17 protein-coding genes are annotated in these 21,663 nt (G+C 62.5%); 10 read left to right on the plus strand and 7 right to left on the minus strand.

Annotated features, from left to right (window positions below; all coding sequences use genetic code 11):
* Nucleotides 1-72: 72 nt before the first annotated feature.
* Complete coding sequence (locus ACF8R3_RS12210; protein ID WP_392515661.1) at nt 73-1,983, minus strand: potassium transporter Kup; 1,911 nt, start codon at nt 1,981-1,983, stop codon at nt 73-75.
* Nucleotides 1,984-2,218: 235 nt separating this feature from the next.
* On the opposite strand from ACF8R3_RS12210, the gene rimO reads away from it, so the two are divergent.
* The 5 genes from rimO (at nt 2,219) to tsaA (ending at nt 6,106) form a co-directional block, all read left to right on the plus strand.
* Nucleotides 2,219-3,550 carry a 30S ribosomal protein S12 methylthiotransferase RimO gene (gene rimO, locus ACF8R3_RS12215; RefSeq protein WP_392515662.1) on the plus strand — a complete coding sequence of 444 codons (1,332 nt, stop codon included), beginning with the start codon at nt 2,219-2,221 and terminating at the stop codon, nt 3,548-3,550.
* A gap of 104 nt (nt 3,551-3,654) precedes the next feature.
* Nucleotides 3,655-4,110: a GNAT family N-acetyltransferase gene (locus ACF8R3_RS12220; protein WP_196121755.1), complete on the plus strand. Its 456-nt coding sequence runs from the start codon at nt 3,655-3,657 to the stop codon at nt 4,108-4,110.
* Nucleotides 4,111-4,185: 75 nt separating this feature from the next.
* A complete protein-coding gene (locus tag ACF8R3_RS12225; RefSeq protein ID WP_392515663.1) occupies nt 4,186-4,896 on the plus strand; it encodes an rRNA pseudouridine synthase in 711 nt (236 codons plus the stop codon).
* Between the two features lie 49 nt (nt 4,897-4,945).
* Complete coding sequence (locus ACF8R3_RS12230; RefSeq protein ID WP_058604329.1) at nt 4,946-5,407, plus strand: DUF1456 family protein; 462 nt, start codon at nt 4,946-4,948, stop codon at nt 5,405-5,407.
* A gap of 6 nt (nt 5,408-5,413) precedes the next feature.
* Nucleotides 5,414-6,106 carry a tRNA (N6-threonylcarbamoyladenosine(37)-N6)-methyltransferase TrmO gene (tsaA, locus tag ACF8R3_RS12235; protein ID WP_078479394.1) on the plus strand — a complete coding sequence of 231 codons (693 nt, stop codon included), beginning with the start codon at nt 5,414-5,416 and terminating at the stop codon, nt 6,104-6,106.
* Between the two features lie 117 nt (nt 6,107-6,223).
* Here the strand turns inward: tsaA and ACF8R3_RS12240 are convergent, their stop codons facing one another.
* The 4 genes from ACF8R3_RS12240 to ACF8R3_RS12255 form a co-directional block, all read right to left on the minus strand.
* The gene (locus ACF8R3_RS12240) at nt 6,224-7,546 is read right to left on the minus strand and encodes a dicarboxylate/amino acid:cation symporter (RefSeq protein ID WP_392515664.1); all 1,323 of its coding nucleotides are present in this window, start codon (nt 7,544-7,546) and stop codon (nt 6,224-6,226) included.
* 284 nt (nt 7,547-7,830) lie between these two features.
* Entirely contained in the window at nt 7,831-9,177 is a 1,347-nt protein-coding gene (locus ACF8R3_RS12245; RefSeq protein WP_058638515.1) for an ATP-binding protein, read from the minus strand.
* Nucleotides 9,174-9,851 (minus strand): response regulator, encoded by a 678-nt coding sequence (locus ACF8R3_RS12250; RefSeq protein WP_023536231.1) that lies wholly within the window; start codon nt 9,849-9,851, stop codon nt 9,174-9,176. Before ACF8R3_RS12250 ends, ACF8R3_RS12245 begins: the two co-directional genes overlap by 4 nt.
* Nucleotides 9,852-10,001: 150 nt before the next feature.
* Nucleotides 10,002-10,607: an outer membrane beta-barrel protein gene (locus tag ACF8R3_RS12255; RefSeq protein ID WP_023536250.1), complete on the minus strand. Its 606-nt coding sequence runs from the start codon at nt 10,605-10,607 to the stop codon at nt 10,002-10,004.
* Between the two features lie 129 nt (nt 10,608-10,736).
* On the opposite strand from ACF8R3_RS12255, the gene ACF8R3_RS12260 reads away from it, so the two are divergent.
* Together ACF8R3_RS12260 and ACF8R3_RS12265 are read left to right on the plus strand one after the other, a co-directional pair.
* The gene (locus tag ACF8R3_RS12260) at nt 10,737-11,531 is read left to right on the plus strand and encodes a dienelactone hydrolase family protein (RefSeq protein WP_196186218.1); all 795 of its coding nucleotides are present in this window, start codon (nt 10,737-10,739) and stop codon (nt 11,529-11,531) included.
* Nucleotides 11,532-11,687: 156 nt separating this feature from the next.
* Entirely contained in the window at nt 11,688-12,389 is a 702-nt protein-coding gene (locus tag ACF8R3_RS12265) for a 4'-phosphopantetheinyl transferase (RefSeq protein WP_058638517.1), read from the plus strand.
* 3 nt (nt 12,390-12,392) lie between these two features.
* Here the strand turns inward: ACF8R3_RS12265 and ACF8R3_RS12270 are convergent, their stop codons facing one another.
* Together ACF8R3_RS12270 and ACF8R3_RS12275 are read right to left on the minus strand one after the other, a co-directional pair.
* Nucleotides 12,393-13,964 carry an ATP-binding protein gene (locus ACF8R3_RS12270; protein WP_182139888.1) on the minus strand — a complete coding sequence of 524 codons (1,572 nt, stop codon included), beginning with the start codon at nt 13,962-13,964 and terminating at the stop codon, nt 12,393-12,395.
* A 29-nt stretch (nt 13,965-13,993) separates the two neighbouring features.
* Nucleotides 13,994-14,692 carry a response regulator transcription factor gene (locus ACF8R3_RS12275; RefSeq protein WP_058638519.1) on the minus strand — a complete coding sequence of 233 codons (699 nt, stop codon included), beginning with the start codon at nt 14,690-14,692 and terminating at the stop codon, nt 13,994-13,996.
* Nucleotides 14,693-15,366: 674 nt separating this feature from the next.
* Here ACF8R3_RS12275 and ACF8R3_RS12280 point away from each other — a divergent pair.
* The 3 genes from ACF8R3_RS12280 to ACF8R3_RS12290 all read left to right on the plus strand — a co-directional run bounded on the left by ACF8R3_RS12280 (nt 15,367) and on the right by ACF8R3_RS12290 (nt 21,547).
* Entirely contained in the window at nt 15,367-18,246 is a 2,880-nt protein-coding gene (locus tag ACF8R3_RS12280) for a ribonucleoside-diphosphate reductase subunit alpha (RefSeq protein WP_027914193.1), read from the plus strand.
* Between the two features lie 215 nt (nt 18,247-18,461).
* Nucleotides 18,462-19,715 carry a ribonucleotide-diphosphate reductase subunit beta gene (locus tag ACF8R3_RS12285; protein ID WP_023536270.1) on the plus strand — a complete coding sequence of 418 codons (1,254 nt, stop codon included), beginning with the start codon at nt 18,462-18,464 and terminating at the stop codon, nt 19,713-19,715.
* A 545-nt stretch (nt 19,716-20,260) separates the two neighbouring features.
* Complete coding sequence (locus ACF8R3_RS12290; RefSeq protein WP_058638520.1) at nt 20,261-21,547, plus strand: MFS transporter; 1,287 nt, start codon at nt 20,261-20,263, stop codon at nt 21,545-21,547.
* Nucleotides 21,548-21,663: the final 116 nt, after the last annotated feature.

Below are 21,663 nucleotides of genomic sequence, written 5' to 3' on the forward strand. Positions count from 1 at the left end.
CCAGTACCCTCGCGTCGCCGCAAACATCACCAGGCCCTAGGGGAATCCCCTCAGCCGCTCCCCTACCCTGTTTCAGATCTCAACCTGAGTCCCCAACTCGATCACCCGGTTGAGTGGCAGGTTGAAGAACCTCAAATTGCCGTTGGCATTCTTCAGCAAAAACGCGAACAGGTTGCCTCGCCAGCGCGACATGCCTTCAAGTCTGGAGGCGATCACGGTTTCGCGGCTGAGGAAGTAGGTGGTGCGCATGGGCGTGAAGTCCAGCTCGTCCAGGTGGCAGAGTTTCAGCGCCGCCGGCACGTCCGGCTCATCCATGAAGCCGAAATGCAGCACCACCCTGAAGAAGCCATCGCCATAGGCCTCGACCTCGAAGCGCTCCTGCTCAGGCACGCGGGGTCGATCTTCGCTGAGCACCGTCAGCAACACCACCTGGCTATGCAGCACCTGGTTGTGCAGCATGTTGTGCAGCAATGCATGGGGCACGGCATCCGAGCGCGCGGTGAGAAACACTGCCGTGCCCTCCACCCGATGCGGCGGCTGGATGCGGATACTGCTGATGAACAGCGGCAGTGGCAGCGCCCCTTCGTCTATACGCTCGACGAGAATTTGCTTGCCACGTTTCCAGGTGCTCATCAGCAGGAACAGCACACCGCCCGCCAGCACAGGGAAGGCCCCGCCCTGGACGATCTTCGGAACGTTGGCGGCAAAGAACAGCCCATCGACGAACAAGAAGCCGAGCAGGAGCGGCACGGCCAGGACCGGTGGCCACTTCCACAGCAACAGCATCACCGCCGCCACCAGAATGGTCGTCATCAACATGGTCCCGGTGACGGCCACGCCATAAGCTGCCGCCAGGGCGCCCGAGGACTCGAAGCCGATCACCAGCACCACCACGCCCACCATCAACGTCCAGTTGACCGCCGCCACGTAGATTTGCCCTTGCTCGTCACTGGAGGTGTGCTGGATGTGCATACGCGGGATGTAGCCCAGCTGGATGGCCTGTCGGGTGAGCGAGAAGGCGCCGGAGATCACCGCCTGCGACGCAATGACGGTGGCCAGCGTGGCAAGGCCGACCAGCGGCAGCAAGGCCCAGCTGGGGGCCAACAGGTAGAACGGGTTGCGCGCAGCCTCGGGATTTTGCAGCAACATGGCGCCCTGGCCAAAGTAGTTGAGCACCAGTGCTGGCAGCACCAGGGCGAACCAGGCCCGTGCGATCGGCTTGCGGCCAAAATGCCCCATGTCGGCGTATAGGGCTTCGGCACCGGTCAGCGCCAGCACCACCGCGCCAAGGATGGCCACGCCCATGCCGGGGTGGACGATGAAGAAATTGACTGCCCAACCGGGATTGAAGGCGCGCAGCACTTCAGGCGTCTGTGCGATGCCATGAACCCCCAGCGCGGCCAGCACCACGAACCAGATGACCATGACCGGGCCGAACAGCTTGCCGATTTTCTCGGTGCCATGGCGCTGCACCAGAAACAGCGCCACCAGCACCACCAGCGACACCGGCACCACCCAATGGTCGATGCCATCGAAGGCCAGGCCCAGGCCCTCGACGGCCGAGAGCACCGAAACGGCCGGGGTGATCATGCTGTCGCCATAGAACAGCGAGGCACCGATCAAGCCGCAGATCACCATGAGGGTCCGCAGGCGCGGATGCGCCGCCGTGGCGCGCCGCGCCAGCGCGGTCAGGGCCATGGTGCCGCCCTCCCCCTGGTTGTCGGCACGCAGGATGAACACCACGTACTTGAACGACACCACCCACAGCAGCGACCAGAGGATCAACGACAGGATCCCCAGCACACCGTCGTGATTGACCTGCACCCCGTAACCGCCCGTGAACACTTCCTTCAAGGTATACAGCGGGCTAGTGCCGATATCGCCATAAACCACCCCGACCGCCGCCACCAGCAGGCCCAGCGACCGGGTCGCCCCCTGCTTTGCTGCGTGCCCGCCCTCGGCGTGACTGCTTGCCTGAACCATCGACCACTCCCGCAAAAGGCCCTCACGGCCACTGTTGTCAGCGTGCATGCCAGGTCGCCCATCCGGGCCTGGCGTAACGGCGCGAAGCATAGCGCAGCGTTCGTCGTATTTGTGCTGGTCAATCGACCCATCGCTCGCTAGAATTGCGCACTTTTTGATCAGAGGCGCCAAAAGCGCCCGTCAAGATCGCCCCCGATCACCGCTGGGCGACCTGTATTCAATGCCGAGGTTAGTCATGTCCACCACGCCCGCCACCCCCAAGGTCGGTTTTGTCAGCCTGGGTTGCCCCAAAGCCCTGGTCGATTCCGAGCGCATCCTGACCCAGTTGCGCATGGAAGGCTATGAAGTCGTGCCAACGTACGAGGATGCCGACGTGGTGGTGGTCAACACCTGCGGTTTCATCGACAGCGCCAAGGCCGAATCGCTCGAAGTGATCGGTGAAGCCATCAAGGAAAACGGCAAGGTGATCGTCACCGGCTGCATGGGTGTCGAGGAAGGCAGCATTCGCGATGTGCACCCAAGCGTGCTTTCGGTGACCGGTCCGCAGCAGTACGAGCAGGTGGTCAACGCCGTGCACGAAGTGGTGCCGCCGCGTCAGGACCACAACCCGCTGATCGACCTGGTGCCGCCGCATGGGGTCAAGCTCACGCCGCGCCACTATGCCTACCTGAAGATTTCCGAAGGCTGCAACCACAGCTGCAGCTTCTGCATCATCCCGTCGATGCGTGGCAAACTGGTCAGCCGCCCGGTGGGCGAGGTGCTGAGCGAGGCCGAGCGCCTGGTCAAGGCCGGGGTCAAGGAAATTCTGGTGATTTCCCAGGACACCAGCGCCTACGGCGTAGACGTCAAGTACAAGACCGACTTCTGGAACGGCCGGCCGGTCAAGACCCGCATGCTCGAGTTGTGCGAGGCCCTGAGCAGCCTGGGTGCGTGGGTGCGCCTGCACTATGTGTATCCGTACCCCAATGTAGACGACGTGATCCCGTTGATGGCTGCCGGCAAGATCCTGCCGTACCTGGACATTCCGTTCCAGCACGCCAGCCCCAAGGTGCTCAAGTCGATGAAGCGCCCGGCCTTCGAAGACCGGACCCTGGCCCGCATCAAGCAGTGGCGCGAGCAGTGCCCGGAGCTGGTCATTCGTTCGACCTTCATCGTCGGCTTCCCAGGGGAAACCGAGGAAGACTTCCAGTACCTGCTGGACTGGCTGACCGAAGCCCAGCTCGACCGCGTGGGCTGCTTCCAGTATTCGCCCGTCGAAGGTGCCCCGGCCAATGACCTGGGCCTGGCCGACGTCCCGGACGAGATCAAACAGGATCGCTGGGACCGCTTCATGGCCCACCAGCAGGCCATCAGCGCCGCCCGCCTGCAGATGCGCATCGGCAAGGAAATCGACGTGCTCATCGATGAGGTCGAAGAGCAAGGCTCGGTGGGCCGCAGCTTCTTCGACGCGCCAGAAATCGACGGCAGTGTCTTCATCGATGGCAACCATGGCTTCAAGCCTGGCGACAAGGTGCGTTGCCGCGTGGTAGACGCCGACGAATACGACATGTGGGCAGAGCCCATCTGACAGGGCGCCACGCTGGCCTCCTGTCGCAGTGGCGCGGCCCGCCCCGGGTCGCGCCCTCCCCCAGCATCTATCCTTGGTTTGACGGCCACTGGAGCAGGGACCCGATGCGCACCTTTTCGACCCTGGAAACGCCCCATCTCAGCGACTACCCCAAGCTGGTCAGCGTGTGGGAAAACGCGGTACGTGCAACGCACGCTTTCCTGCCCGAATACTACATCGTGCTGCTGCGCGACAAGGTGCTGCGGCGCTACCTGGACGCGGTGATGCTGGTCTGTGCCCGTGGGCCTGATCGCAACATCCAGGGTTTTGTCGGCGTGGCGGGCGGGCGCATCGACATGTTGTTCGTGGACCCGCAATGGCATGGCCGGGGTATCGGCAAACAGCTGCTGCAGCATGCTGTGCAGGCGTTGGACGCCCTGACCCTCGACGTCAACGAGCAGAACACCCAGGCGCTGGGCTTTTATCTGCACCAGGGCTTCGAAATCGTGGGCCGTTCGCCCAAGGACGGCCTGGGCCAGCCGTATCCATTGCTGCACATGCGCCGACGCGGCACGGCCTGATTGACACAGATTCCCGCCCCTCGCCCGGCGGGAAGGGTACAATGCAGCCTTTCATTGCCTTTGCGAATCGTCGTCATGTCCGAACCCGTCCGTCTGTCCAAACGCCTTGTCGAGCAGCTTGGCTGTTCCCGCCGCGAGGCTGAGTTGTATATCGAAGGAGGCTGGGTGACGGTCGATGGCGTGGTGGTCGAGCAGCCGCAGTTCAAGGTCGAGCAGCAGCATGTGGAGCTGCTGCCCGGCGCGCGCGCCGAGAGCCTGGAGCCGGTTACGCTGCTGCTGCACCAAGTCGCGGGCATGGACAATGAAACCGCCCGGCTTGGCATGAACATGACCAGCCTCAGCGAGGCCCATCGCGAAGGCGTGCGCCCCTTGCACGGGCATTTCACCCGCCAGGCTTGTATAGCACCGCTGGAACCGGGTGCCAGCGGCTTGCAGGTGTTTACCCAGGACTGGCGGGTTACCCGCAAGATCAACGCCGACCTGCGCAAGCTCGAACAGGAATTCGTCGTCCAGGTGCGCGGTGAAGCCAGTGCGCAGATGCTCGAGCGTCTGGCCCGCGGTGTGACCCGCAATGACCGCGAGTTGCCCAAGGCCAAGGCCAGCTGGCAGAACGAAACCCATTTGCGCCTGGTGCTGAAGAACCCGCAACCCGGCCAGATTTCCGAACTGTGCGCCTATCTGCGCCTGGAGTTGCTGGGCATGCGCCGCATACGCCTGGGTGGAGTTTCGATGGGCAAGCTGGCGCTGGGCCAATGGCGCTACCTGACGGGCACCGAACGTTTCTAAGTGAGATGCCGCGCGATGACGTGCGGCACAAGAACAGGATTTTGCAGCAATGAACCACAATGACGTCCTGCGCAGCCTGCGCTACATGTTGAAAGTCAATGACGCCAAGATGGCCGAGATCATCGGTTTGACCGGCCTGGACGTGAACCCTGTCGTCCTGGCGACCTATGTTAAGAAAGAAGAAGAGCAAGGCTTTGTGCGCTGCCCGGACCGGGTCATGGCGCACTTTCTCGACGGCCTGGTCATCTACCGTCGCGGCAAGGACGAAAGCCGTCCGGCACAACCTGTCGAGCTGCCGGTTACCAACAACCAGATCCTGAAGAAACTGCGCGTGGCCTTCGAACTGAAGGAAGACGACCTGCACGCGATCTTGAAATCGGTCGATTTTCCCGTCAGTAAACCTGAGCTCAGCGCACTGTTTCGCAAGGCCGGCCATGACAACTACCGCCCGTGCGGCGACCAGTTGCTGCGCAACTTCCTCAAGGGCCTGACCCAGCGCGTGCACGGCTGAATGGTCATGCAGCATACGGTGGCGCCGGTGGGGATCGTGCGCTCCTGCTTCATGGAGAAGTTCGCCATTCCGCGCCAGCCGCAGCTGGCACCGGCCGCACGCGGTGTGCTGGAACTGCTGCCACCCTTCGACCAACCCGAGGCAGTCGAAGGGCTGGATCAGGTCAGCCACGTCTGGCTGCTGTTTCTGTTCCACCAGGCCCTGGAAGAAAAACCCAGGCTCAAGGTGCGCCCACCGCGCCTGGGGGGCAACAAGAGCATGGGCGTGTTCGCCACCCGCGCCACTCACCGGCCCAACGGCATCGGCCAGTCGGTGGTGCGGCTGGAGGGTGTTGAACCTGGCCGCTTGCTGCTGTCAGGCATCGACCTGCTTGACGGCACGCCGGTGCTGGACATCAAGCCTTACGTACCCTATGCCGACAGTGTCGAGGGTGCCCATAACCACATGGCCAGCGCTGCGCCAGTCGCCATTCCCGTGCAGTGGGCCAACAGCGCCCTGCCCCAGGCCCGCGAGCATGCGTTGCGGCTGGGCGAGCCCCTGGTGGCACTGATCGAGCAATGCCTGGCGCAAGACCCACGGCCGGCCTATCAGGTGCCTGTGGCCGAACGGGTGTATGGGGTGAAGTTCTGGGATGTGCAGGTCAGGTGGCACTACCCGCAGACGGATGTGATCTGCGTGCTTGAGGTGGTGCTGGCTTGAAGGTGCAATAGGGCCGCACCTGGAGGTTGTGCTGCCGCCATCGGCCGCAGGCACGAACTGCCGCCCATGAAAAAGGCGACCCGTCGGGTCGCCTTTTTTTGTGCCGTTACGTTGCGATCAACGCGCAGGACCTTCGGCAACGCCCAGGTCATCGGTTGGACGGGTGTCGATCAGCGGACCGCCACCGGAAGCCAACTCCGACGCCAGCGTGTTGTTGTCCATCTCCTTGACCCACTTGGCCACGACCACGGTGGCAACGGCGTTGCCCACCAGGTTGGTCAAGGCACGTGCTTCGGACATGAAGCGGTCGATACCCAGGATCAGGGCCAGGCCGGCAACCGGCAAGTGGCCAACAGCCGACAGCGTGGCCGCCAGTACGATGAAGCCCGAACCGGTAACACCGGCGGCGCCTTTGGAAGCGACCAGCAGCACCAGCAGCAGGGTGATCTGGTGGGTGATGTCCATCGGGGTGTCGGTGGCCTGGGCGATGAACACCGCAGCCATGGTCAGGTAGATCGAGGTGCCGTCCAGGTTGAACGAATAACCGGTCGGGATGACCAGGCCTACCACGGACTTCTTGGCACCCAGGCGCTCCATCTTGGCCAGCATGCGCGGCAGCGCGGACTCGGACGAGGAGGTGCCCAGCACGATCAGCAGTTCTTCACGGATGTAGCGGATCAGCTTCAGGACGCTGAAACCGTGGGCGCGGCAGATGCCACCGAGCACCACCAGCACGAACAGCAGGCAGGTGATGTAGAAGCACGCCATCAGGTAGCCGAGCTGCACCAGCGAGCCCACGCCGTACTGGCCGATGGTGAAGGCCATGGCGCCGAAGGCACCGATCGGGGCCAGCTTCATGATCATGTTGATGATGTTGAACATGACATGGGCGAAGCGATCGATCATGTCCAGGAACGGCTTGCCGTAGCTGCCCAGGCGATGCAGGGCGAAGCCGAACAGCACCGAGAACATCAGTACTTGCAGGATGTCGCCGTTGGCGAAGGCACCGACCACGGTATTGGGGATGACGTTGAGCAGGAAGCCTACGGTGGTCTGCTGCGCGCCGGCGGCAGCATAGGCGGCCACGCTGCTGGCATTGAGGGTGCTGACGTCGATGTGCATGCCCGCGCCGGGCTTGACCACGTTGACCACCACCAGGCCGATGATCAGCGCGATGGTGGAGACGATTTCGAAATACAGCAACGCATAGCCGCCCGTCTTGCCGACGGATTTCATGCTCTGCATGCCGGCGATACCGCTGACCACGGTGCAGAAGATGATCGGGGCGATGACCATCTTGATCAGTTTGACGAAGCCATCACCCAAGGGTTTGAGGGCAACACCCGTTTCCGGGTAGTAATGGCCGAGCAGAATACCGATGGTGATGGCAACCAACACCTGGACATACAGGGATTTGTAAAGCGGCTGACGTGTCGTCATGGCTGTTTTTCCTCAAGTGTGCCGCGCCACCCTGTTCCAGGGGTGCAGCACCTGAATCGCTAACCCTCCTGCACTTGGAGGGATTTGTCGTTGTGGTAGAGCTGCCTGTTGAGGCCTCTGCCAATAGCGATAGCAAGGGTGATGCCAAAATGCCCAAACCGGGTGCAGGCTGGGCTATTGCTGGCTTTCCATGCCCAACGGCGGGGCGAAACCTGAGCAAGGGTGGCGGGTTTCCGCCCGCTGGCGGAACTGGAGCGGCCCAGATGGCGGAAAACCGCCTGGGCTCATTCCAGATTGAAGGTGATACGGAAGGCGGCGCCACCAAGCGTCGAGTCATCGAGGCTCAGTTCGGCATCGTAGCTGTCGATGATGTCCTTCACCACAGCCAGGCCAATGCCTTGCCCCGGGTGCTGGCTGTCCAGCCGCTCGCCGCGCTCCAGAATGCGCTGGCGCTGATCGGCGGGCACGCCTGGGCCGTCATCTTCGATACACAGGGTCAGCCGTCCGGCTTCTCTGAACAGGCTTACCCTTATCTGGCCCAGGCTCAGGCGGTAGGCGTTTTCCAGAAGGTTACCCAGCAGTTCGAGCAATGCGCCCTGCTCCACGGGCACCCGTGCCTGGTCTGGCACCTGCAAGGTCACCTCCACGTGCTTGTCGCGATAGACCTTGGCCAGCGTGCTGCACAGGCTGTCGAGCAAGGGGCGTAGCACCACGCTATGGCGCACCAGGCCGCTCTTGCGCAGGCTGGCGCGTTGCAGTTGATAGTCGATCTGCTGGCTCATGCGTTCGATCTGGCTCTGCAGGACCCTGGCCTGCTCGCGCTCGCCGTTGTGCTGCTGCAGGCTTTCGCCCACCCCCTGCAACACGGCCAAGGGCGTCTTCAGGCTGTGCGCCAGGTCGTCCAGCGAGTCCCGGTAACGCTGGCGTTGCTCGCGCTCGCTTTGCAGCAGGCGGTTCAGCGAACCGGTCAGGCGCAGCAGTTCGCGGGGGTGCTGGGTACTCAGGCCGTCCCGCGCGCCGGATTCCAGATCGTCGAGCTCGCGGCTGAGCCGGCGCAGCGAGCGCAACCCCCAGGTCAACCCTGCCCAGAGCAGCGCCAGCAGTGCCAGCAAGGCAGCGCCGAAGCCCAGGTAGAGTTTTTCACGCAGGCCGTCGAGGGTGCGCTGGTAGTCGCGTACTGGCTGCAGGGCCACGATGCTGAAGGCAGCACTCTTGCCGCCCAGCAGCTTTATCTCGACGTCATAGACGAAGAATTCCTCACCGTTGGCCTGGTGGATGCGGGCGAACTCGTTTCCGCGGCCATCGTAGCGAGGCTGGTAGTTGATGTTCTGCGCTGCCGTGGCCCGGGACTGCCAGACCAGGTGGCCACTGCGGTCGAAGATGTACCCCAGCAGGCCGGTATAGGGCAGGTTGAAGCGCTCGTCAGGCAACAGCGCCGGCATCTGCAGCTGCCCGTTTTCGATACGCGCCGCCGAGATCAGTGTAGTCACGTCCGAGGCTAGGCGTTGCTCGATCGATTCCTGCAAGGCAAGGCTGAAGGCTTTCTGCAAGGCTGGCAGCAGCGCCAGCATGAACAGCACCGCCAACACGGCAGCGGCCAGCATCAGGCGCACGCGCAGGGATCGAATCATCGGCAGCGCTCGGTGAACAGGTAGCCAAGCCCGCGCACGGTATCGATGGGCTTGAAGCCGCATTCGCCTTCGAGCTTGCGCCGCAAGCGCCCGATGAGCACTTCGATGACGTTCGGATCACGCTCTTCATCGCCAGGGTAGAGCTGCTCCATCAGGCGATCCTTGGCCACCACCTGCTGGTGATGACGCATCAGGTACTCAAGGATGCGGTATTCATAGGCGGTCAGGCCCAGTGGCTGCTCGTCGAGCGTGGCCTGCTTGCGATTGAGGTCCAGGACCAACGGGCCGGCGGCGATGGTTGACTGGGTAAAGCCGCTGGAGCGGCGCAGCAGCGCATTGAGGCGCGCCTCCAGTTCTTCGAACTGGAACGGCTTGACCAGGTAGTCGTCGGCGCCAGCGGCCAGCCCTTCGACCTTGTCCTGCCAGTTGCCGCGGGCAGTGAGGATGAGGATGGGGAAGGTCTTGGCCTGGTTGCGCAGGCGCGTGATCAGCTCCAGACCACTGATGCCCGGCAGCCCCAGGTCGACCACTGCCAGGTCGAAGTGGTACTGCTCGGCCTGGTACAACGCCTCCTCGGCATTGGCGACCGCCTCGACCACGTGGCCACTTTCCCCCAGGCGGGTATAGAGGTGATGGCGAAGCAAGGCTTCGTCCTCGACCACCAGCAGTTTCATGTGCAGCTCCTTGATGGATGTGCCTGTACGGTGCCCAATGCTGACAAGCCAGCCCCACCGCGTGCGCCTACCGGCCCGATGGCCCAGCATGGCACTGGTTGGAGCTGGCTTGCCAGACCCGGGTCGCTACAGGATAACGCGACGGGCAGGTCAGAACTTGTAGGAAGCCGCCAGATAGGTCTGCGCGCTGCTGCTCAGGCGCAATGTACCGGCCTTCGGCGCGCCGTGGGGGCTGACTTCGGTGGCGGCATTGGTGCGCAGGTAACGGTAGCCCAGTTCGACCGAGGCCTTGTCGGTAATGTCCTGGATGACGCCTGCCTGCAGGCCGTAGGCGTAACCGTAGTCGGTGTCGCGGCTCAGGCCTGGCGATTCCTGGGACAGCTTGGTCATGCCCAGGGTACCGCCGCCGAACAGCTTGGTGGTATCGCCTACGGGCAGGAACAGGTCATAGCTGCCCAGCAGGTTTTCCTGGCGAAGTTTCAAGCCGCTGTGGTCACCGGAGACGTTGTCGTAGGTCATGTAGTAGCGACCTTGGTCATTGATACGGCCCAGGCGCACGCCCCAGGTACCGTCCTTGGCGATCACGCCGTCGGTGTTGAGGTGGTCGGTGTTGCGCTGCAGCAGGCCTGACTTGCGAACCTTGTCGCTGGTCTGGCCGTAGGTGAGGCTGGCGAAGTTTTCGTCGGCCGCCTGGGCGCTGGTCATGCCAGCGGCGCAGACGGCTACGGCGGCAAGCAGGGTGTTGAATGTTTTCATGGTGAGGTTACTCCAGTCGAGTGCGCTGTTGAGGTCTGGAAGCTAGAGTAAGCAGGGCACACTGAACCTCGACTGAACCCCTGCTGAACATTGACTGAACGAACCGATCGCAATCCAGGAGTAGTCACCATGCGCGCCTTGCTGGCCTTGACCTTGATGTGTACCGCCGCCTTCGCCCAGGCGGCGGTACAGACCCGCGAGATTCCCTATCAGGATGCCGACGGCAACCGGCTGGTGGGCTATTACGCCTATGACGACGCCGTCACCGGCAAGCGGCCTGGCATCGTGGTGGTGCATGAGTGGTGGGGGCTCAATGACTATGCCAAACGGCGCGCCCGGGACTTGGCAGCGCTGGGTTACAACGCCCTGGCTATCGATATGTACGGTGACGGCAAGCACACCGAGCACCCTCAAGACGCCCAGGCGTTCATGGCGGCAGCACTCAAGGACCCCAAGGCTGCTGCCAGGCGTTTCGACGCCGGGCTGGCGTTGCTCAAGCTGCAGCCCAACACCAACAAGCATGACCTGGGCGCTGTGGGGTACTGCTTTGGCGGCAAGGTGGTACTCGATGCCGCCAGGCGCGGCGAGAAGCTTGACGGGGTGGTGAGTTTCCATGGCGCCCTGGCTACCGCTACTCCAGCAAAGCCTGGGGTGGTGAGGGCGGCGATTCTGGTGGAGCACGGCGCGGCAGATAGCATGGTGACGGCCGAACAAGTGCAGGCCTTCAAGGCAGAGATGGACGCGGCGAAGGTGAATTACCGCTTCGTCAGCCTCGACGGGGCCAAGCACGGGTTCACCAACCCTGATGCCGACCGACTGAGCCATGGGAATCACGGCGGCCCGGACATCGGTTATGACAAGGCAGCCGACGACCGCTCCTGGGCAGACATGCAGGCGTTCTTCAAGCAAGTGTTCGATGAGTGATCACACGGGGCAGCCATGATGGGATGCCAGCGCTCACCGTGACAGGTAGGCAACACTGGGCGCGTTTTCATGCTTGCGTTGAAAACTTCGCCCATGTGCCGGGCAGCATCGCCCTGCACCTCCCGCAACCCCTGCTCAGCTGGCACAATACCGCGCATGACTACCCTTCCTGCCTGCTGTACCTCGCTTCGGCAACACTGGCCCTTGCCCCGCCCCCTGCCTGGCGCGGTGCTGGTCAGTTGCGCCTTCGACCCCACAAGCATTACCCCGGACGATTTCGCGCGTGCTGGCATCGTGCCCAGTGCGGGCCTGCTACGTTCAGTCGCCAAACGCCAGGCTGAATATGTCGCCGGACGGGTATGCGCGCGTGCTGCATTGCAGCAGTTGGATGGCCGGGACTACGTGCCCACCACCCACCAAGACCGCTCCCCCATCTGGCCTGCCGGTATCCGGGGCTCGATTACCCACGGTAAAGGCTGGGCGGCGGCGGTGGTTGCCGCCCAAAGCAGCTGTCGCGGGCTGGGGCTGGATCAGGAAGCGCTGCTCGATGACGAGCGCGCCGAGCGCCTGATGGGCGAGATCCTCACGCCGATGGAGCTGGAGCGCCTGGACCACCGGCAGTTGGGCCTGGCCGTGACCCTGACCTTCTCGCTGAAGGAAAGCCTGTTCAAGACGCTCTACCCCCTCACAGGTCAGCGCTTTTACTTCGAACATGCCGAGCTGCTCGAATGGTCCGCTGAAGGGCTGGCCACGCTGCGCCTGCTCACCGACCTGTCCGCCCAATGGCGCAAGGGCGATCAATTGCAGGGGCAATTCTGCCTGCAGGACGGCCATTTGCTGAGCCTGGTCAGCGCCTGAGGCCTACAACGGCGCCTGTTGCCGCGGCCAGGCGAGGCTGAAACAGGCGCCTCCCAGGGCCTTGCCATGGCCTACCGTGGCACGGCCTGCGTGCCAATAGATGATACGGCGCACGATCGACAAACCCAGGCCATGGCCACCGGAGGCCCGGGTCCGGCTGTCGTCCAGACGCATGAACGGCGTGAAGATGCGGTCCCACACCCCTTCCGGGATGCCTGGGCCGTCATCTTCCACATCGATACGGCAGACCTGCGGGCCTAGCTGGTAGCGCACGCGCACCTCATGCTCGGCATGGCGCAGGGCATTGCTCACCAGATTCTGCACGGCGCGGTGCAGGTAGCGGGGTTCTGCCTCGACCCAGGAGGTCTCGCCTTCGACGCCCTGGCAATCGCCTCGCAGCAGGCGTATCTCACGGCGCAGTGGAGCCAATTCGGCAATGACCTGATCGAGTAAGGCATCCAGGTCGATACGCTGGAATGTCAGCGCCGGGGCGCCCTGCTCGAGGCGCGCGTAGGTGAGCATTTCGTCGACCAGCTTGTCCAGGTCCTGGATGTCGCCGTCCATGCCGGCAAGGTGCTTGGCGCGGGCCTGCTCGGTGGCGGCGCTTTCGACCATTTCCAGACCGAAGCGCAAGCGGGCCACGGGGGTGCGCAGCTCGTGCGACACGGCACGCACCAGCTCGCGCTGCATGGACAGCGAGCGCTGCAAGTGCTCGGCCATGCCATTGAATGCAGCGGCCAGGCGCCCGACCGAGTCGGCATCGCCTGCGGGGACGCGTGTGTCCAGGCTGCCCTGGGCGATGCCCGCCGCGGCCAGCGCCAGGCCGGACACGCGCCGCTCCAGTTGGCGCACCAGCAGGTAGACCACCAGGCCAATCAGGCTCAGCCCAACCAGGGTGATCAATACCAGCAACTGGGGTGGGTAAGGGTTGAGCTGGTGCAAGGGCCCGATCTCCAGTACCCACGGCGAGCCGGAGAGCCCGGCGAACACGCGTATGGAATCGCCATCCATGCCCAGCGCCATCACCGTGTCACCCTCCTCCACCCGGCGCCGCTGATCGTCATCCAGGCTGGCCCGCTCGATGCGCTGCAGGGCAACCCCGAACCCGAAGCCCTTGTCGCGCTTGATCTGCTCCAGGCGCTGCTGCTGTTCGGTCACCGGGTAACGCACCAACTCGTCGGCCAGCAAGTAGAGGGTCGCGCGGGCCAGTTGCTCGCTGATCTGCCTGACCTGGGCGACCAGCAGCAGGTCCTGCTGCCCTACCCTGCGCAACACCCGAGCCGCATGCGGGCCGGTCTTCTCGACCACCACGAGGCTGCGGTACAGGCGCGCGCGTTGTGTGCCATCGAGGGCGAAGGCCGACATGGGCTGCAATTGCAGCGGCACCCCCAGCAGCCGCCCCCACAGCAGCAGGGAACGCTTGCGCTCGGTGTCGCTCTGCAAGGCCAGGTTGTCTGCCATGAGGCTGAACGTGCCTTGGGCCAGGCCCTCGCGATGCTGGGCGGCACGTACTTCGTTGACCAGGTGCAGGCTGAGCACCCCCAGCAGCGCCACCAGCACCAGCACCGCCAGCATGCCGCCGTAAATGCGCAGGAAAATGGAGTTCACGGGCATTGGCCCACAAACAGATAGCCTTTGCTGCGCAGGGTCTTGATCAACCGGGGTTGGATGGGGTCGTCGCCGATGCGAGGGCGGATGCGGGAAATGCGTATGTCGATGGAGCGGTCCTGGCCGTCATAGCCGACACCGCGCAGCGCCGTGGATATCTGTTCGCGGGTCAGTACCTTGCCAGCGTTGCTGGCCAGCAGCCACAGCAGGTCGAATTCGGCGCCCGTAAGCTCGATCTGCCGCTCGCCGAGCCACGCCTCACGCACCCGGCTGTCGATGCGCAGCGCGCCGAAGGTCAGGTCCTGGCGCTTGCCCGCAGGCGCCTCGCTGCGACGCAGCAGGGCCTGGATGCGCGCCAGCAACAGCCGGGGGCGTACGGGCTTGCACACGTAGTCGTCTGCGCCGATGTCCAGCCCTTGCACCTGATCCAGCTCGTCGGTGCGTGCCGTGAGCATCAGGATGGGCCCAGGGTATCGGCTGCGCACGCGGCGACAGATGCTCATGCCATCTTCCCCCGGCAACATCACATCGAGCATGACCAGGTCCGGCTGGGTATCGATGATGCGTCGCGCTGCACGCGCACCATCGCCCTCGACACTGACCGCGTACCCTTGGGCGCTCAGGTATTCGGCGGTCAGCTCGGCCAGACGCTGATCGTCTTCGACAATGAGGATGCGCGGTGGCGTTGGATCCATGGCGTAGGGCCTGTTGGTGCTGTTTTTCCCTGGATAGTACGACCAGCGCCCTGCCGAGCCAACCCACTGGATGATTCTGCGGACAAAGATCCGAGTGCGTTGGCAGCCCCTGAAAAAAACTGCCCAGCGGCAAGCAGACGCAGAAAAATACTTCAAACCAGTGGGCACAAGGCCTACAGCGAATACTTACGTTTCACTCACAAAGTACCCACAAGATATCCACAGCCGCTCGCCTTGCAAACACCCCCATACCGCATTATCTTGTATCGCGATCGCGACGAACCACTAGATATAGGGGTTCGTGCAAAATCACTTACAAAAGTCAACCCGCAAAATCATCGGATTTTTCGGCTGAACTTACGGTGGTTTCAGCAGCCAAACCGCTCCTGCGGAGGCGACCGAGGCAAGCCCTGCCAGGGCCTTGTTCGGGCATGGGTGCACCAGGCGAGCCTGGCACTCATCAGCAACAGATTCCGGCAACCCGGAACTTTTGACTTCGGCCAGGGAGCGGCAAGCCATTGCCCTTATTCCTGAGTCTGTCCCGAAGTCGGTACGCCCGCGCGGACGGATGCGCTTGCGTTGCGCATCCCCGCCAGGCAATCGAGCAAGTGGACGGAACGGTGGGCGCCCAATTGGGCGCCTGATCAATATAGAAACTGTGGAGACACCCACCCATGCAAACCGACACGACTCGCGAGAACCCGCAGGCCAAGGCCCCGCAGGTTGCCGAATCCAATCAGGATCTGGCCGCCACTGCCCCTGGCCAACTGCGCGTGATCAAGCGTAACGGTACTGTCGTCCCTTACACCGACGACAAGATCACCGTGGCCATCACCAAGGCGTTTCTCGCAGTTGAAGGCGGTACCGCCGCCGCTTCGTCGCGCATTCACGACACCGTCGCGCGCCTGACCGAGCAGGTCTCGGCCACGTTCAAGCGTCGCATGCCATCGGGTGGCACCATCCACATCGAAGAAATCCAGGACCAGGTCGAACTGGCCCTGATGCGCGCCGGCGAGCAGAAAGTCGCCCGTGACTACGTCATCTACCGTGAGCAGCGCGCCAAGGAGCGCGCCACCCGCGTCAGCACCGACGCCGTGGTCGAGCCGCACCCAAGCATTCGCATCACCCTGGCCGACGGCAGCCTGGCGCCGCTGGACATGGCGCGCCTGAACACCATCATCAGCGAAGCCTGCGAAGGCCTGGCCGAAGTCGATGGCGACCTGATCCAGCGCGAAACCCTGAAGAACCTGTACGACGGCGTGGCCATCAAGGACGTCAACACCGCCCTGGTGATGACTGCGCGCACCCTGGTCGAGCGTGAGCCGAACTACTCGTTTGTCACCGCTCGCCTGCTGATGGACACCCTGCGCGCCGAAGGCCTGGCCTTCCTGAACGTTGCCGACAGCGCCACGCACCACGAAATGGCCGACTTGTATGCCAAGGCCCTGCCGGCCTACGTCGCCAAGGGTGTGGAGTTCGAGCTGCTCAACCCGGCACTGGCAGCCTATGACCTGGAGCGCCTGGGCAAGGCCATCGATCACGAGCGTGACCAGCAGTTCACCTACCTGGGCCTGCAAACCCTGTACGACCGCTACTTCATCCACAAGGATGGCGTGCGCTTTGAGCTGCCACAGGTGTTCTTCATGCGTGTGGCCATGGGCCTGGCACTGGAAGAAAAGGACAAGGAAGCGCGCGCGATCGAGTTCTACAACCTGTTGTCGTCCTTCGACTACATGGCCTCGACCCCGACCCTGTTCAACGCCGGCACCCTGCGCCCGCAGCTGTCGAGCTGCTACCTGACCACCGTCCCGGACGACCTGTCGGGCATCTACCACGCGATCCACGACAACGCCATGCTGTCCAAATTCGCAGGTGGCCTGGGCAACGACTGGACGCCGGTGCGTGCACTGGGCTCCTACATCAAGGGCACCAATGGCAAGTCCCAGGGCGTCGTGCCGTTCCTCAAAGTCGTGAACGACACCGCTGTTGCGGTCAACCAGGGCGGCAAGCGCAAGGGCGCTGTGTGTGCCTACCTGGAAACCTGGCACCTGGACATCGAAGAATTCATCGAGCTGCGCAAGAACACCGGTGATGATCGCCGTCGTACCCACGACATGAACACTGCCAACTGGATCCCTGACCTGTTCATGAAGCGTGTCTTCGACGACGGCAAGTGGACCCTGTTCTCGCCCTCGGAAGTGCCAGACCTGCACGACCTGACCGGCAAGGCCTTCGAAGAGCGTTACGAGTACTACGAAGCCCTGACCGAGTACAACAAGATCAAGGTGTTCAAGACCATCCAGGCCAAGGACCTGTGGCGTAAGATGCTCTCGATGCTGTTCGAGACCGGCCACCCGTGGCTGACCTTCAAGGACCCGTGCAACCTGCGCTCGCCTCAGCAGCACGTGGGCGTGGTGCACAGCTCGAACCTGTGCACCGAGATCACCTTGAACACCAACAAGGACGAGATCGCGGTCTGCAACCTGGGCTCGATCAACCTGCCGAACCACATTGTCGATGGCAAGCTGGACACCGCCAAACTGCAACGCACCGTCAACACGGCCGTGCGCATGCTCGACAACGTGATCGACATCAACTATTACTCGGTGCCGCAAGCGCGTAACTCGAACCTCAAGCACCGTCCGGTGGGCCTGGGCATCATGGGCTTCCAGGATGCGCTGTACCTGCAGCACATCGCCTACGGCTCCGACGCTGCCGTCGAATTCGCCGACAAGTCGATGGAAGCGGTCAGCTACTTCGCCATCCAGGCCTCCTGCGACCTGGCCGATGAGCGCGGTGCCTACGAGACGTTCCAGGGCTCGCTGTGGTCCAAAGGCATCCTGCCGCTGGACTCGCAACAGATCCTGATCGAGGCCCGTGGCCAGAAGTACATCGACGTCGACCTGAACGAAACCCTGGACTGGGCGCCGGTCCGTGCCCGTGTACAGAAAGGTATTCGTAACTCGAACATCATGGCCATCGCGCCAACCGCGACCATCGCCAACATCACCGGCGTGTCGCAGTCGATCGAGCCGACCTACCAGAACCTTTACGTGAAATCGAACCTGTCGGGCGAGTTCACCGTGATCAACCCGTACCTGGTTCGCGACCTCAAGGCCCGTGGCCTGTGGGACTCGGTCATGATCAACGACCTGAAGTACTACGACGGTTCGGTACAGCAGATCGAGCGTATTCCACAAGAGCTCAAGGAGCTGTACGCCACGGCCTTCGAAGTGGAAACCAAGTGGATCGTCGACGCCGCTTCCCGTCGTCAGAAGTGGATCGACCAGGCTCAATCGCTGAACCTGTACATCGCCGGTGCTTCGGGCAAGAAGCTGGACGTGACCTACCGCATGGCCTGGTACCGTGGTCTGAAAACCACCTACTACCTCCGTGCCCTGGCCGCTACCAGCACCGAGAAGTCGACCATCAACACCGGCAAGCTTAACGCCGTGTCCAGCGGTGGCGACAGCGCCCCGGTCCAGGCAGCCGGCCCTGCGCCAGTGCCCAAGGCCTGCGCGATCGACGAGCCGGACTGCGAAGCCTGCCAGTAAGGCCAGGCCGAGGCTTCCTGCGGGAAGCCTCTTTTTTGTAGAGCTGTATGCAAGCCTGCGGGTATGGCGCTGCCGCCCCGCTACTCGATACAAAAGCCGCAGCCTCGCCGCTGGGGCCAGCCCGCCACGGGCACCGCTGATTTGCGTGCACCGCACCGCAACCAAGATCTACCGGCCATACTCCACAGATGGCCCTCGAGCAGGAGACTCTCACCATGCTGAGCTGGGACGAATTCGATAAAGAAGATGACGGCGAAGTCGCCGCCAAAGGCAATACCCCTGCGCAGGCACACGCCGCCGCCACCCTCGACAAGCTCGACAGCGCCGGCGGTGCCGCGGCCCTGGAAGCTCGCGCCGCCACGGCCTCGGACTCCGAGGCCGTCAAGCGCGCCAAGGCGGCCCTGGACGCCCTGGACGTTGCCGAAGGCCTGGCTGAGCTGGAAGGCTCCTCTGCCCGTGTGGCGGTGGATGAGAAGCGCATGATCAACTGCCGCGCCGACCTCAACCAGCTGGTCCCGTTCAAGTACGACTGGGCCTGGCAGAAGTACCTCGACGGCTGCGCCAACCACTGGATGCCGCAGGAGGTCAACATGACCGCCGACATCGCCCTGTGGAAGAGCCAGGACGGCCTGACCGAGGACGAGCGCCGCATCGTCATGCGCAACCTGGGCTTCTTCTCCACGGCCGACTCGCTGGTTGCCAACAACCTGGCCCTGGCCGTATACCGCCTGATCACCAACCCCGAGTGCCGCCAGTACATCCTGCGCCAGGCCTTCGAGGAGGCGATCCACACCCACGCCTACCAGTACTGCATCGAGTCGCTGGGCATGGATGAAGGCGAGATCTTCAACATGTACCACGAGATCCCGTCGGTCGCGAAAAAAGCGGCCTGGGGCCTTAAGTACACCCGCGCCATCTCCGATCCGGAATTCAACACCGGCACCGTCGAGACTGACAAGGAACTGCTGCGCAACCTGATCGCCTACTACTGCGTGCTGGAAGGCATCTTCTTCTATTGCGGCTTCACCCAGATCCTGTCCATGGGCCGCCGCAACAAGATGACTGGCGTGGCCGAGCAGTTCCAGTACATCCTGCGTGACGAGTCGATGCACTTGAACTTCGGTATCGACGTGATCAACCAGATCAAGATCGAAAACCCGCACCTGTGGGATGCGGCGATGAAGGAAGAAGCCACCCAGATGATCCTGCAAGGGACCCAGCTGGAGATCGAATACGCCCGTGACACCATGCCACGCGGGGTATTGGGCATGAACGCAGCGATGATGGAGGACTACCTCAAGTTCATCGCCAACCGTCGCCTGACGCAGATCGGCCTGAAGGAAGAGTACCCAGGCACGACCAACCCGTTCCCGTGGATGAGCGAGATCATGGACTTGAAGAAGGAGAAGAACTTCTTCGAGACGCGGGTGATCGAGTATCAGACCGGTGGGGCGTTGAGCTGGGATTGATCCTCAAGCGCGTAGGTTTTCACTTCCGGCTGAAGTTTTTTAACCAACACTAAACTGAACCCTCCTGCTACAAGCGATGTTGATTGAGTGCACAAGGCCCGGATGAGCTCATTGTGCACTCAATCCCTCTGAAATTTTCTTATTCAGCTTTTGTACTGAAATCCAGTCAACGCTGAACCCTTCACTGCACCTCCGACACGTGCTACAGCAGGCGGAAAGTCTACGGCCGATGTAGCGGAGGTCGCTCACCTGTTGCCTGGCGACAAAAACGTTATCTGGTGCCAACGCGGGTTGTACCGGCGTGGAGAAGCAGCCGGAGCCTGGAAAAAGACCAGTGATCTGACAAATCTGCGGCTGAAAATCGGTTCTTTCGTCAAACGATGACCTTTGCGAATGGGTACAAGCGCCTGTTAGCTGTCGTGTCGCGTGAGTGCGCCCTGCGCTGCAGTGATCAGAATGTTTCATTAAGCATTTCAGGATGTGTCCAGCATAATCGAGGCGCTTGACCGCTCAAAAACGAACAGATTTATGCTGGAGAACCGTCTATGCCCGCTTCGCCTCCCGCCCGGTCCAAGGCCGCGGCGGTTCTACGTGTCACATCTGGTAACTTCCTCGAACAATTTGACTTCTTCCTGTTCGGTTTCTACGCCACCCAAATCGCTTCAGCTTTCTTCCCAGCCTCCAGCGAATTCGCCTCGCTGATGATGACCTTCGCGGTGTTCGGCGCCGGTTTCCTCATGCGGCCACTGGGGGCGGTGATTCTGGGCGCTTACATCGACGATGTGGGCCGCCGCAAAGGCCTTATCGTCACGCTGTCAATCATGGCGAGTGGCACGCTGCTCATCGTCCTGGTCCCTGGCTTTGCCACGATCGGCTATTGGGCACCCGCACTCGTACTACTTGGCCGCTTGCTGCAAGGCTTCTCCGCCGGTGCGGAATTGGGCGGCGTGTCGGTCTACCTAGCCGAAATGGCTACACCAGGTCGCAAAGGGTTCTATACCAGCTGGCAATCCGGCAGCCAACAGGTCGCCATCGTGGTCGCCGCTGCGTTGGGTTACGGGCTGAACCAAAGCCTGGCGCCGGCCGAGATCAGCGAGTGGGGCTGGCGAATTCCGTTCGCCGCTGCCTGCCTGATCATCCCGTTCATCTTCTTCCTGCGCCGTAACCTGCAAGAAACCGAAGCGTTCGAGAAGCGTCAGCATCGCCCGACCATGAAGCAAGTGATCGCCACCCTCGGCCGCAACTCATCGGTAGTCATCGCGGGCATGTTGATGGTCGCCATGACCACCAGCGCTTTCTACCTGATCACCGTGTACGCGCCGACCTTTGGTAAGACTGTGCTCAACCTGAGCGCAAACGACGCGCTGCTGGTGACGCTTCTGGTAGGCGTGTCCAACTTTATCTGGCTACCCATCGGCGGCACGCTCAGCGACCGTTTCGGTCGTAAACCAATCCTGATCGCCATGACCGTACTCACCTTGTTCACCGCTTACCCGGCACTGTCTTACCTGGCCCATGCGGCAAGCTTCGCGCACATGCTTGAGGTACTGCTGTGGTTCTCCTTCCTCTATGCGATGTACAACGGTGCGATGATCCCGGCGCTCACGGAAATCATGCCAGTCGAAGTGAAGGTAGCGGGCTTTTCCCTAGCCTACAGTTTGGCTACGGCTCTGTTCGGCGGTTTCACACCGGTCATGTCGACTTGGTTGATCCATGAAACCGGTGACAAAGCAGCGCCTGCTTACTGGGTCGCATTTGCTGCACTGTGTGCGCTGTGCTCGACGGTTGTGTTGTATCGTCGAATGGCAAGGAAGGATCGGGTTCCAATTTGAACCATCGTGAGCCATGAGTTGACAGGGACCCGTGTCCCTGGCAGTGCCGTTATCCGCCCAGAGTGGGTCGAGCGCTCAGGCCACGCAAGTGGAAAGCAGATGGAAGCGCTAATGGC

Source organism: Pseudomonas sp. FYR_7, assembly GCF_043106155.1.
GTDB classification, from domain to species: Bacteria; Pseudomonadota; Gammaproteobacteria; order Pseudomonadales; family Pseudomonadaceae; genus Aquipseudomonas; species Aquipseudomonas parafulva_B.